The following is a 12,845-nucleotide window of genomic DNA, read 5'->3' on the forward strand; positions in this document are numbered from 1 at the left end:
TAATTTTATAAGAAAACAGGATGTTAAAAACCTATAAAATTACTGTTTCTGGTCAAGTGCAAGGCGTTGGGTTTAGACCGTATGTTTATAGTTTAGCAACAGAACACTCTTTAAATGGTACAGTTTCTAATAATGAAGAAGGTGTTGTAATTTATGTTTCTGGCTTAGAAAAATCTATACATCATTTTTATTCCAAATTATTACAATTCCCACCTCCAATTTCTCGTATAAAAAATTATTCAATTACTTCAATTGAATATCAGGAATTTGGCGATTTTAATATTATTCCTTCAATAACAAATGGGAACTTAAATTTGCCATTAACTCCTGATTTTGCAATTTGCGACGATTGTAAAAATGATATTGAAAATTCAAAAAATAACAGATACAATTATGCATTTACAACTTGTGTAAATTGTGGGCCGAGATGGGCAATTACTCAAACTTTTCCTTTTGAAAGGAATAACACCAGTATTCATGATTTTCCAATGTGTGAAGCTTGTAAAAAAGAATATTTGTCACCATCAGACAGGCGATTTCACTCACAAACAAATACTTGTAACACGTGTGGTATAGAATTGTTTTTAACAAACAATATTGGAAATAGAATTGAAATTCCACAGCACAATTCTTTTAAAGAAATTGCTAAATTACTTCTTCAAGGAAATATAATAGCAATAAAAAATACGAGCGGATATTTGTTATGTTGCAATGCTGAAAATAAGCAAGTTGTTGAAAAATTACGGACCAAAAAAAATAGACCAACGAAACCTTTTGCGGTTTTGTATCCTTCAATGCAATTTCTTCAAAATGAATTAAATCTTACTGAAAACCATAAAAATACGCTTACTTCAGCAGAGCGTCCAATCACTATTATCTCTTCAAAAAATTATAATGGAAATATTCAGTTAAATTCAGTGGCTCCAGGTTTAAATCAGTTAGGCGTATTATTGCCATATTCTGGAATTTTACAATTGTTAGCAAATGAATTGAGTTTTCCAATAGTTGCTACAAGTGGTAATATTTATGGTTCACCAATTATTAGTGATAATGGTGATGCAGTTGAAAAACTCAAAAATGTTGCGGATTATTTTTTACAACATAATTTACAAATTATGCATCCACAAGACGATTCAGTGGTGAAATTTAGCGCTAAATTTAGTCATGAAGTTTTGTTCCGTCGTTCTCGTGGATATGCTCCAAATTATTTAAATATTTCTATAAATTCTAATGAGAAAATTATGGCAATGGGCGCTCATTTAAAAAGTAGCATTGCTTATTATCCAAACCGATATTTGTATGTGAGTCAGTATTTGGGAAACCTAGATAATTTTGATGTTTACAATAGATTTACTGAAACTGCTCAATCGTTTATAAATATTTTTGAACAAAAACCAGAAGTTATTCTAGTTGATAAACACCCTAATTACCAAAGTACACAATACGGAAAAGAATTAGCACAAAAAATGAATTCTAAGTTGGTTGAAATTCAACATCATGAAGCGCATTTCACAGCCATTCTTGGTGAACATAATTTATTCAATAAAAGAGTTTTAGGGGTTGTATTTGATGGAACAGGTTTTGGTGATGATGCACAAATTTGGGGTGGGGAATTTTTTAACTATGAAGCAAATTCAATTGAAAGAATCAATCATTTCAAGTATTTTGATTGGTTGTTAGGTGATAAAATGTCTAAAGAGCCACGACTTTCTTTATTATCACTCTCAACTTCAGAAAGGGATGAAATTTTAACTGAAAAATTCACTAAAAATGAATTAAAAACTTATCAAACTTTAAAGAAAGAAAATAAACTAAAAACATCTTCAGTTGGACGCTTATTTGATGCTGTTGCATCATTACTGAACGTAACTGATTTTAATTCATACGAAGGAGAAGCTCCAATTTTATTAGAAAATTTGGTTTCAGAATATAATTTAAGTTCCTGTAAAAGTTATTTAAAAAAGTTTGAAGCTGAAATTTCTTCCGAAGAAATAATTAAAAATATTGCAGCAGATTTTAAAAATGGGATATCAAAAGAAACTATTGTTGTTAATTTTCTATTCACTTTAGCTACATTAATTATTGATGTTTCAAAAAGTAATAATTACAAACATATTGCATTAAGCGGAGGTGTTTTTCAGAATACAATTTTAATTGATATGTTGTTAGAATTAGCATCAAAAGAAATAAAACTGTATTTTCATAAAGATTTATCTCCAAACGATGAAAACGTATCTTTTGGACAATTGATGTACTATTTAAATATAAAAAATTAAAGAATGAAATACCTTAGTGAATATCGAAATTATGAAGCTACTAAAAAAGTTTTAGATGAAATTCACAATATTACAACACGCGAATGGAATATTATGGAGATTTGCGGCGGACAAACACACGGTTTGGTTAAAAATGGTATTTTAGAATTACTTCCTGAAAAAGTTAGAATGATTCATGGCCCTGGTTGTCCAGTTTGTGTAACACCGTTAAATTTAATTGACAAAGCCATTGAATTGTTAGAACAAGGAGTTATTGTTTGTTCTTTTGGCGATATGATTCGTGTGCCGGGAAGTAAAAAGAGTTTGTTAGAAGCAAAAGCAGTTGGAGGCGATTTACGTATTTTATATTCGCCTATTGAAGCTGTTTCAATTGCAAAGAAAAATCCAGATAAAGAAGTTGTATTTTTTGCGGTTGGTTTTGAAACCACGGCTCCCGCAAATGCATTGTCGGTTTTACATGCTGAAAAAGAAGGAATTTCTAACTACTCTATTTTGGCATCACATGTGTTGGTTCCTCCGGCTATGGAAGCTATTTTAGATGATGAATTGTGCAGTATTGATGCCTTTTTAGCCGCAGGTCATGTTTGTGCGATTATGGGAATTCAAGAATATTATCCGTTGGTTGATAACTATAAAATTCCAATAGTTGTAACAGGTTTTGAACCATTAGACTTAGTACAGGGTATTTATTTAGCGGTTAAACAATTAGAACAAGGGAAATACAAATTAGAAAATCAATATGCGCGTGTTGTAAAAGAACATGGAAATAAAGCTGCTATTGAAGTAATTAATAAGGTTTTTGAAATTGGGAATAGAGAATGGAGAGGAATTGGTGAAATTCCGAATAGTGGTTATGTAATTAAAGAGGCTTATAGGAAATATGATGCCGAAGCTAAATTTAATATCAGTTATATAAAAGTTCTTGAAAATTCCAATTGTATTGCTGGAGAGATTTTAAGAGGAATTAAAAAACCAAATCAATGCGATCAATTTGGTAAAGCGTGTAAACCAGCAAATCCTTTAGGTGCTCCAATGGTTTCATCAGAAGGCGCATGCGCAGCATATTATCATTTTTCAACTAATTTAATTGACTAATAAATGGAAATAGAAAATATAGGATTTGAAACTATTAATTTAGGACATGGAAGTGGTGGGGAATTGACTAGAAATTTATTGGATAAAATTATTTTTAAAACTTTCAGCAATCCATTTTTAGACCAAAAACACGATGGCTCTATCGTGAAATTTAATAGGGAAATTGCAATTTCAACCGATAGTTTTGTAATTACTCCTATTTTTTTTAAAGGTGGAGATATTGGAAGCTTAGCAGTTCATGGAACTGTAAATGATGTTGCTATGTGCGGCGCAATTCCTAAGTATTTATCATTGGCTTTTATTATTGAAGAAGGTTTAAAAGTTTCAGAATTTATAAAAATTGTACAATCCATAAAAAAAGCAGCTGATGAAAGTGGCGTGTTAATAATTACAGGAGACACGAAAGTAGTTGAAAGAGGAAAAGGCGATAAAATATTTATCAATACAACTGGTTTTGGTGAAGTTCATCCAAAAGCCAATATATCAGTTCAAAACATAAAAGAAGGTGATAAAATTATTGTGAATGGTTTTGTTGCACAGCACGGAATGGCTATTATGAGTGAACGTGAAGGTTTGCAATTTGAATCTACTATTGAAAGTGATTCAACTAATTTAAATTTTTTGGTAAAAGATTTATTAGATGAATTTGGAGAAAAGATAAAATTGTTTAGAGATCCAACTCGTGGTGGTTTAGGAACTGTTTTACACGAAATAGCCAATGATATTTCAAAAGGTGTATTTTTAAAAGAAGAATTTATTCCATTAGAAAAACAAGTTGCTGCGGCTTGTGAAATGTTAGGTTTAGACCCTATGTATGTTGCAAATGAAGGTGTTTTTTTAGTTGTGGTTGACCCAAGTGTTGAAAATGAAGTTTTGTCACTAATGAAAAATCATAAAAAAGGAAAAAATGCCGCTATGATAGGTGAAATAACAAACGAACATCCAAACAAAGTTGTAATGCAAAGTTTAATTGGCGGAAAACGAATTGTGAGTCCGTTAGTTGGGGAACAATTACCTAGAATTTGCTAGTTGAAATTAGTTCGAAATAATCCAATAAACACCAAGAATAAAAGCAAACAACCCACTTGCCAATCTAATTCCTTTAAAAAAAGTTTCGTTATGGTCTTGTTTTGAGAATGTTGAAATTCTACCAATTACCAATGCAAAAGAAATCATGGCAATTAATGTTCCTATTCCAAAGCCTATAATATATTTTGTTGAATCTATTTTTGAAGTAAAACCAATTACAGGAAGAAATAATAAAAAATGAGCAACACCAGCTAAACCATGTATAAAACCGACAGATAAGGAAGCTATAATACCTTGTTTTAACTTTGGATGCTTGTGATCGTGTGTATTTTCTAAGTTATGAAGATGCTGATGCTTGTGAATTACAGGATTATTATTACTATGGACATGAATATGTTTGTGATTCTTTTCTTCTTTAAAGAGTTTAAGAAATATCCATAATCCAAGCCCAATTAAAACTATTCCAACAAACTTTTCACTGTGTTTTGATATTTTTTCGATAGGTATTAAGTCTTTAAAAAATAAAAATAAAACCCCAATAGATAACATTCCTAATAAATGACCAATTCCCCAAAAAAGACCTACTTTCCAGGCTTTCTTTTTACTTTCAATAGCAAAAGGTGTTACAGCTGCTAAGTGATCTGGGCCTGAAATTACATGTAACATAGCTGCAATAATACCAGCAAAAAGAGGGAAAGTTAACTCCATAATATGTACGTTTTCAAACTGATTTAGGTTTTTTGATAGAACGTATTTAGTTCATTAATTCAAAGTTAATTTTTTCTTTTGTTTTATCATACTTTATAAAGTTTAAAGATTTCAAAAGATTCTCTTATATATTGATGATAACAAACAAGAAAAAAAGTAATTATAAATTAATTTCTAATCATTTAGCATTCTTTTAGGCTCATTATTGTGATCAGTTTTTTTCTTTCTGTAATAGAATTCTATAAGTATAATAGTAATTACCATTGAAATGATTGATAGTATTGAACCTTCAAAGCCAAAAGCCCCTCCATTTAATAAAGTTTTCTCAGTTAAATTAAATTCAATCAAAGAATAAGTGTCTTGTCCACTTACATTAAAGCCAAATAATGTTTGAAATAAATTCCAACTTAAATGTAAAGCAATTGGGAACCATAAATTTTTCGTGTGAATGTATGACAATCCTAAAAGTATTCCTGCTAAAAATAAATTAGTCAATGCAAATAAATCAATGTTAGGATTAAAGCCGTGCATTAAAGAAAATAGAATTGAAGAAAGAATTAAGGCAATATATTTATTAAATGAAATCATTAAATTTCTTAAAACATATCCTCTTAATAAAGCTTCCTCAACAATAGCTACAATTATGAATAGAAGAACAGAAATTACGATTTCTTTAGGATCAAAAATTAATCTCTGAAAAGTAATTTCACCAAGGGATAATAACAGTAAATATCCGACACTCATAGTAATTAACCCAATTCCAATTCCTACGTTGAATTCCTTAAACCTATCCTTAATTTCAAATCCAAGTTTAATCAATTTCTCTTTATCTAGATATTTCATAAAAAGCCATAAAACAAGAAATGTACCTAATAAATTAAAAAAACTTAAAGTTAGTTTTTGAAAGGATGTTTGGTCGATTTGATTTTGAGTTATATCAACCCCAGAAATTAAAGCTCCAATAAATTGGAATGCTCCAACTATAAATATATAAGGTAAAATAATCAGTAAAACTCTTTGCCACCCTCTGTGTTTGTTTACCATATTTAGTTATATCTTTTTAATAGTTAGTATTTTATTGTCAACAAAAACTATACAATTAATATTGAAATATCCTCCTAAAGTAACTTTTATTTCTTTTCGTTCTCCTTTTTCATTGGTGATGTGCCCAGTTAAATTTGAGCCAGTAAAACCATATTTTTTATCTTGTAAATTATCATTTACAAATAGCATTTCTCCATTAAACCATGTATTTACAACTCTTATTTCAGAATTTTCATATTTTCCAATCCATTCACTTTTCATATCTATTATTTTTTGTTTTATTATTGGTGTTTAATTATCTTCGTATGTTACATTTTTAATGCTACTTTTTAATCAATTAATTTTAATTAGCAATGGTTTCAAAATTTATTAACTTTTTCTAAAAGCAAAAATTAATTCATCTAAATATTCTCCGTCTTTATATATGGTTTTCTCAAATTTTCCTTCCAGAATAAAACCTGCTTTTTCTAAAACTTTCTGAGAACCAATATTTGTTCCGAAAGGTCGAGCAAAAATTCTCTCTATTTCAAAATTTTTAAATCCATAATCTATTATTTGTCTTACTGCCTCACTCATAATTCCTTTTCCCCAATATGGCTCAGCTAACCAATACCCAAGTTCTGCATTTTTTTTATGAATATCTATTTGAAGATGTAATCCAATTCCTCCACAAGCTTCTCCATTAATTTCTATGGCAAAAATACTTATTGGATCGTTTTTAGTCGCCATTTGAATAAAAGCTTTTCCATTTTCTCTATAATACGGATGTGGAAATTGGTCGGTTAAATTTGCTGCAATTTTTTTATTATTAGCATATTTTACTAGGCTATCAACATCGTTTAGAGTCCATTTTCGCAATTTAAATTCCATAATTTGTAGTTTTTGCAACTTGCAATGGTTTTGGATTTATGATTTTTTGATAAAAAATTAGGTTAAATATACAGATTGTTTGTAGGATTTCCACAAAACAGCAACAAATTATAGCCATTGTTATTTGTGAGATAATTAATACTTATGATATAATTATAATAAAATGCTAAGAAGAATTGTTTTTTAATTTTTTTTCTGAAAATTAACTAAAATTAATTGGGGTGTGTAATTACGATTCAAAGCTGGGGTTTATAACTTGAAGTTTGCTGATTCGAGTTCAGTCTACGCGACAAAAGTTACAAGAAGTTTCATCATAATTGTGAAGTTTTTTATTTAGGAAATGTAAAATTGAACCATTAAATCTTAAAACTTACATAAATTTAAGAATAACGTTTTGATAATCCAGAAATGAATGCTAATTTGCTCCTAAATTCCTTAAAGCCCCTTTTGAAAAAAAATATTAAAGTAATAGCCTCAACCCTTATAGTTGTTTTTAGTGGTTTCTTTCTCAGTAGTAATTCTGAAGCCTCTAAGAATGAAGTTGACTTAACAGCAACACCTATTACAATTCCATCTAAAGATGAATCCGCCATTTTAATAGAACGATATCCTGAAAATGCAACAGAAAAGGTGCGCCATAAATTGGATTCATTATTAAAACGTATTAACAAAAGGCATGATTTCCACGGGGCAATATTGGTAGCGAAAAATGGAAAAATAATGTATAACAATCAGATTGGTTATGCAGATTTCAGAAATAAAGTACCACTAGATGAGGTGTCTATGTTTCAATTAGCTTCTGTAAGTAAACAATTCACTGCAGCAGCCATTATGTTATTGAATGAGAGAAATCAAATTCAGCTTACAGATACAGTAAATACTTATTTTCCAGACTTCCCTTACGAAAATGTGACTATTAAAAATCTTCTAAATCATACTGCTGGATTGCCAAAATATTTTTGGGTTGCAGAGCATAAATGGCAACAAGAGAAAGCACCTTCGAATAGCGAAATGATGGAATTGTTAGAATCAAGTGATGTGCAGCGGTTCTTTAAACCAGGGCGAAATTTTGATTATTCCAATACCGGTTATTTTGTGCTGGCTTCTATTGTTGAAAAAGTTAGTGGTACTAGTTTTGGCGCTTTTTTAAAAAGCAACTTTTTTGATCCGCTACACATGGATAATACGTATGTATACAGTTTTGAAAATGATAGTATTAAAAAAAATCAATTGGATGGGTATAGATTATATAGAGGGTGGAGACATTTAAAAATTAACAATACCGTAAATGACGCTATTGTTGGTGATAAAAATGTATATGCTACTACTGAGGATTTGTTTAAGTGGACGCTTGGATTAAATAATGGGAAACTACTTTCTAAAGAGTCGTTAGGCCTTATGCATTCGCAAGGAGAAACCGTTTACGGAAGAAAAATTCCATATGGTTTTGGGTTTCGGATTAATACAAAGGGGGAAAAAAGCATCTATCATTATGGTAAATGGAATGGTTTTAGTACAGGACTTACACAATATCTGGAAGACGATTTGATAGTTATCGTTTTAGAGCACACCAGTTATAATGCTATGAAATCCCTTAACATAAAAATAAAGAAAATTGTTACTGAAAATTTCGATGTTTAATTCTTATTTATTTAAATAAATGTTAATATAAAAGGAACTAAAAATGGTACAATTATAGTTAATACAACGCCACTAAAAACAGCTATAATTGCCCATTCTTTCCCTGTACTTTCTGAAATAATAGGCAAACAGGTATCCATTGAGGTGGCACCACCAGAAGCAATACCACCTAGTTTACCAAAATATTTCACGAAAAATGGTGTTGCTAAAAGCGTAATTATTTCTCTTGAGATATTAGACAATAAGGCGATAACACCTAAAGTTTCTCCGCTAATTTCTGTTATAAATATAGAAGACAAACTATAGTATCCAAATCCCGCAGCTACAGCCATAGCTTCTGTTATACTAATTTTAGAAATAAAAAAAGATGTTACTGCTGCGCCAATTAATGAACCTAAAATAACACATAGTGGAACTAGTATAATTTTAATTTTTGTTTCACGAATTACGCTAAGTGCATTACTATCTGCCCCAATACCAATACCTACAAAAAGCATTAACGCATATAGTGAGTACATTGAAAAATCATTTTCCATCAAAAAATCTGGCAAGAATTTGTATAGCCCTAAAACTACACCCACTATAAACATTAAAAGTATGATGATGCTATTTTTCATTTTTTTGGATAAAGAATAATTTATAAGTGATGTACGCAAGAATTAGGCTTCCTAATATGGCTCCAAAAGTTATTAAAATAGCCTGAAAACCAATGTTGGCAATATTAGAAATAATTGTTTTATTTAAACCAACACCAATTCCTAAAAGAAATAATAACATGTAAATAATTAGTGTTGTAGCCTTGTTTGAAAATAGAATGAATTTGGTTTTATTTCTGAGAACATATCCAAGAATTAAACCTATTGTCATTAATAGTAATACTGGTATCATATTATTTAAGGTGATTATATTTAGATTTTAATTGAGTGTTTGCTCCGTTGTACAATCTACTTATTCTTTTTTGTAATTAAATAGAATGAGTGGAATTTTAGTTGTTTTTAGACAAGTGAGATAAAATTCTAATCACTATTTTTTATATTTCTTTTAACTATTTTATTATTGATGGTTGAATTGTAAAAGAATAACTATAGGATTTATTAGCCAATATCATATATTCTGGGTGTGGTAATCTTCCCCAAGACGTATCACCTCCAACACCCATCTGTAAATAATCAATATTCCATTGAATGGTTTTACCAATTTTAATGTCTGCGCCATGTTTTTTAGTTACAGGAACTAGCCCAGATGCTGATTTTACAGCGTCATCACTATTAAAATCGAGCTCTTCCATATTAAATGGCCATACGCTAGCATTTAATAATTGCTCCGAGGAAACTTTTAATGTAATGTCTTTAGAAGCTACTTTCATCCACCTAACATCCGTTTTATTACCTGTCTCTTGTGGTCGTAGATAGCGATGGAAATGTGCTTCAATTTTTCCTGAATGCACTCTAGTTTTAACACCTGTTTTTCTGTCCCAATAACTTTCATCAGGACCATTACCATACCAAGATAGTTCTGTAAAATTGTTTGGAATTCTGATATACATTCCTATTCTTGGTAGATTTGGCAAATCTTTTTTATTTGGACTGAAAGAATAATCTAATTTTAAATTTCCATTATTTGAAATCAAATAATTTACAAAAACAGTCGCTTCATTATTTGGAAGATTGTACTGAACTTTAAAAGAAACTCCATTTTCATTATTTTTTGGTTCTTTAATTAATTTTGATGTGTAATTGTAAGATGCATTTTGCCATACTCTCGCCCATTTATCCATTCCATTTCCCAAATCATTATCAGTTGGAGGTCTCCAAAAATTAGGACGAATTGGTTGATTTGTAATTTCTTTTCCATCAAAAAGCCAAGAAATAATTTCACCAGAATTAGCGTTTATTTTTAAATCAGTTTTATCATTTTTTAACTCAATTCCGTTTTTAGATGCAATAATTTCTATTGTGTTTCCTTTTGAATTTAAAACTGATTTTCTAATTCCTTTATTTAGTATAAATTGATCCCAGGCAAGTTCATGACCTTTAGGTAATAAATTTGTAGCCTCTTTTTGAAGTAGACTTACTTCTAGAATGTACTCTTTACTAGAGTCAAAACTTTCAGGAAAATTTTGTAAAATAAAGTTGCTTTTTTGCTGAGGTAATACATCAATACTTGCAACTCTTCCTTCATATAAAGTTTCACCATCAGCCAATATTTTCCAAGCAATATTTTTATCTGAAAAATCAGCAAAAAAATTTTTATTTTCAATTTCAATTTTACCATTTCCTAAATAATTGAATTGAGAAGGTTCATATACTTTCTTAACCTCTGTTAAATGAGGATGTGGGTTTCTATATGGATCAACTAAACCATTATTTAAAAAGTTACCATCAGTTGGTAAATCTGGATGAAAATCGTGTCCGTACGCTAAATATGGTTTACCATTCTCATCTTTATATTCTAAACTTTGATCTACCCAATCCCAGATATATCCACCTTGTAGATTTGGATATTTTTCAATGATATCCCAATAATCTTGTAAATTACCAACTGAATTCCCCATCGCATGAGCATATTCAATCATTATTGAAGGTTTGTTAGAATTCGATTTTCCATGATTAATTAAATCTTCGGGTCTTGGATACATTGGGCAATATAAATCTGTATAATCATCTTTCCCTGCTGGTTCGTATTGAACTATTCTTGTTGAATCATTTTCTTTTAGCCATTTGTAAGTGGTTCTAAAAACGTCACCTTCTCCTGCTTCATTTCCTAGAGACCAAGAATAAATTGAAGCATGGTTTCTATCTCTATAAAACATACGTTTTGTACGCATTAAATGTGCTGGCAACCAAGATATTTCATTTCCGATTTGGGTATTTTTATCTATAGCCAACGGATGACTTTCTATGTTTGCTTCATCAATTACATATAAGCCATAAGTATCACATAAATCTAACCAATAAGGATCGTTTGGATAATGTGAAGAACGTACCGCATTTATATTGTTTTGCTTCATTAATTGAATATCCTTTTCCATCGATTCTTTAGAAACTACATGACCTGTAAATGGATCAGTTTCGTGTCGGTCGACCCCTTTAAAATAAATAGCTTTTCCATTAATTAGTACTTGGCTATTGATAATTTCTACACGTTTAAAACCTATGTTTTTTGTAATAAATTGATTGTTATTTGAATGTTCATCATCAATCAAACTGATTTTTAATTGATATAATTTAGGAAGTTCAGCAGACCATTTTTTTACATGTTCAATTATTTTTTTTGAAGTAGAACTAATAGAAGAGTTTGCTGCTATTTCAATAGTTTCTAATGACTTAAAAAGAGGTTTTTCATTATCCAAAATTTCAACTAAAATGGCTCTAGTAGCTTTTTTATCAGTAGCATTTGAAATTGAAATAGTTCCGTTGAAAATTCCATGAGTATAGGAGCTATCAAGATTTGTGTTTGCGTAATAATCTGAAACAAACACTTTTGGTTGTGCATATAAATAAACGTCACGCTCAATGCCACTCATTCTTAACATATCCTGACTTTCTAAATAACTGGCATCGCTCCATCTAAATAATTGTAGTGCTATTAGGTTTTCACCTTCCTTTAAAAATTCTGTGATTTTAAATTCAGCAGGCGTTTTACTGCCTTGTGAATAGCCGACATAATCGCCATTTACATAAACATACATAGCAGATTTTACACCAGCAAAATGGAGAATAACATCTTCAGATAAAAACTCATTGTTGAGTATTATCTCTTTTCTGTAAGTTCCAACTGGGTTATAATCGGTTGGGGCATTGGGCCATTTTGTAGTAAACGGGTAGCGTTCATCTAAATAAATTGGATGTCCATAACCTTCAACTTCCCAGTTTGCAGGAACAGGAATTGTTGTCCAGTCACTATCGTTAAATTTAATATTTTGAAATGTTGTTGGGCGTTGTTTTGGATCTTTTACCCAATTAAATTTCCAATCTCCGTTTAAATTTAAAAAACGATTTGAATCCTCTTTTTCTGAAATATCATCAGATTCAAAACCAAAAAAAGTTGCTCTTGGAAATAATTTATTTTCTTCAAATATTTCGTGATTGTAATGATAAGTTTGTTCTAAAATTGGTTTCAAAGTTTTTTCATTACAGCTAAAAAAACTAATGGTTAGAAATATTATAAATACTGTTCTGT

Annotated in this window: 11 protein-coding genes; 4 read left to right on the forward strand and 7 right to left on the reverse strand. The window is 30.0% G+C overall.

Annotated features, from left to right (window positions below):
* The first annotated feature begins 20 nt into the window (after nucleotides 1–20).
* The 3 genes from hypF to hypE are packed head-to-tail and all read left to right on the forward strand — an operon-like array spanning nucleotide 21 to nucleotide 4,400.
* Nucleotides 21–2,276 carry a carbamoyltransferase HypF gene (gene hypF, locus Q0352_RS00835; protein ID WP_299522099.1) on the forward strand — a complete coding sequence of 752 codons (2,256 nt, stop codon included), beginning with the start codon at nucleotides 21–23 and terminating at the stop codon, nucleotides 2,274–2,276.
* Nucleotides 2,277–2,279: 3 nt separating this feature from the next.
* The gene (gene hypD / locus Q0352_RS00840; protein WP_299522102.1) at nucleotides 2,280–3,371 is read left to right on the forward strand and encodes a hydrogenase formation protein HypD; all 1,092 of its coding nucleotides are present in this window, start codon (nucleotides 2,280–2,282) and stop codon (nucleotides 3,369–3,371) included.
* 3 nt (nucleotides 3,372–3,374) lie between these two features.
* Nucleotides 3,375–4,400: a hydrogenase expression/formation protein HypE gene (gene hypE / locus Q0352_RS00845; RefSeq protein WP_299522106.1), complete on the forward strand. Its 1,026-nt coding sequence runs from the start codon at nucleotides 3,375–3,377 to the stop codon at nucleotides 4,398–4,400.
* A 6-nt stretch (nucleotides 4,401–4,406) separates the two neighbouring features.
* On the opposite strand, the gene Q0352_RS00850 is transcribed toward hypE, so the two are convergent.
* The 4 genes from Q0352_RS00850 to Q0352_RS00865 all read right to left on the reverse strand — a co-directional run bounded on the left by Q0352_RS00850 (nucleotide 4,407) and on the right by Q0352_RS00865 (nucleotide 7,022).
* Entirely contained in the window at nucleotides 4,407–5,108 is a 702-nt protein-coding gene (locus Q0352_RS00850; RefSeq protein ID WP_299522109.1) for a sulfite exporter TauE/SafE family protein, read from the reverse strand.
* A gap of 174 nt (nucleotides 5,109–5,282) precedes the next feature.
* Nucleotides 5,283–6,152, reverse strand: a complete 870-nt coding sequence (locus Q0352_RS00855; protein WP_299522112.1) for a CPBP family intramembrane glutamic endopeptidase — start codon at nucleotides 6,150–6,152, stop codon at nucleotides 5,283–5,285.
* 6 nt (nucleotides 6,153–6,158) lie between these two features.
* Nucleotides 6,159–6,413, reverse strand: coding sequence for a hypothetical protein (locus tag Q0352_RS00860; protein WP_299522115.1), 255 nt, complete (start codon nucleotides 6,411–6,413; stop codon nucleotides 6,159–6,161).
* 108 nt (nucleotides 6,414–6,521) lie between these two features.
* Entirely contained in the window at nucleotides 6,522–7,022 is a 501-nt protein-coding gene (locus Q0352_RS00865; RefSeq protein WP_299522118.1) for a GNAT family protein, read from the reverse strand.
* 447 nt (nucleotides 7,023–7,469) lie between these two features.
* On the opposite strand from Q0352_RS00865, the gene Q0352_RS00870 reads away from it, so the two are divergent.
* Nucleotides 7,470–8,663, forward strand: coding sequence for a serine hydrolase (locus tag Q0352_RS00870; protein ID WP_299522121.1), 1,194 nt, complete (start codon nucleotides 7,470–7,472; stop codon nucleotides 8,661–8,663).
* An 11-nt stretch (nucleotides 8,664–8,674) separates the two neighbouring features.
* On the opposite strand, the gene Q0352_RS00875 is transcribed toward Q0352_RS00870, so the two are convergent.
* From Q0352_RS00875 to Q0352_RS00885, 3 genes are all read right to left on the reverse strand, one after another.
* Nucleotides 8,675–9,280, reverse strand: a complete 606-nt coding sequence (locus Q0352_RS00875) for a lysine exporter LysO family protein (protein WP_299522123.1) — start codon at nucleotides 9,278–9,280, stop codon at nucleotides 8,675–8,677.
* Entirely contained in the window at nucleotides 9,270–9,551 is a 282-nt protein-coding gene (locus tag Q0352_RS00880) for a LysO family transporter (protein WP_299522126.1), read from the reverse strand. The genes Q0352_RS00875 and Q0352_RS00880 overlap by 11 nt, the downstream gene beginning before the upstream one ends.
* 157 nt (nucleotides 9,552–9,708) lie before the next feature.
* A complete protein-coding gene (locus Q0352_RS00885; RefSeq protein WP_299522129.1) occupies nucleotides 9,709–12,786 on the reverse strand; it encodes a glycoside hydrolase family 2 TIM barrel-domain containing protein in 3,078 nt (1,025 codons plus the stop codon).
* Between the last annotated feature and the right edge of the window lie 59 nt (nucleotides 12,787–12,845).

Source organism: uncultured Lutibacter sp. (assembly GCF_937891065.1).
Taxonomy (GTDB): domain Bacteria; phylum Bacteroidota; class Bacteroidia; order Flavobacteriales; family Flavobacteriaceae; genus Lutibacter.

What these genes read in the sequence shown, in the direction of transcription:
- hypF (WP_299522099.1), top strand. Translation starts at nt 21, where the DNA reads ATGTTAAAAACCTATAAAATTACTGTTTCTGGTCAAGTGCAAGGCGTT.
- hypD (WP_299522102.1), top strand. Translation starts at nt 2,280, where the DNA reads ATGAAATACCTTAGTGAATATCGAAATTATGAAGCTACTAAAAAAGTT.
- hypE (WP_299522106.1), top strand. Translation starts at nt 3,375, where the DNA reads ATGGAAATAGAAAATATAGGATTTGAAACTATTAATTTAGGACATGGA.
- Q0352_RS00850 (WP_299522109.1), bottom strand. Translation starts at nt 5,108, where the DNA reads ATGGAGTTAACTTTCCCTCTTTTTGCTGGTATTATTGCAGCTATGTTA.
- Q0352_RS00855 (WP_299522112.1), bottom strand. Translation starts at nt 6,152, where the DNA reads ATGGTAAACAAACACAGAGGGTGGCAAAGAGTTTTACTGATTATTTTA.
- Q0352_RS00860 (WP_299522115.1), bottom strand. Translation starts at nt 6,413, where the DNA reads ATGAAAAGTGAATGGATTGGAAAATATGAAAATTCTGAAATAAGAGTT.
- Q0352_RS00865 (WP_299522118.1), bottom strand. Translation starts at nt 7,022, where the DNA reads ATGGAATTTAAATTGCGAAAATGGACTCTAAACGATGTTGATAGCCTA.
- Q0352_RS00875 (WP_299522123.1), bottom strand. Translation starts at nt 9,280, where the DNA reads ATGAAAAATAGCATCATCATACTTTTAATGTTTATAGTGGGTGTAGTT.
- Q0352_RS00880 (WP_299522126.1), bottom strand. Translation starts at nt 9,551, where the DNA reads ATGATACCAGTATTACTATTAATGACAATAGGTTTAATTCTTGGATAT.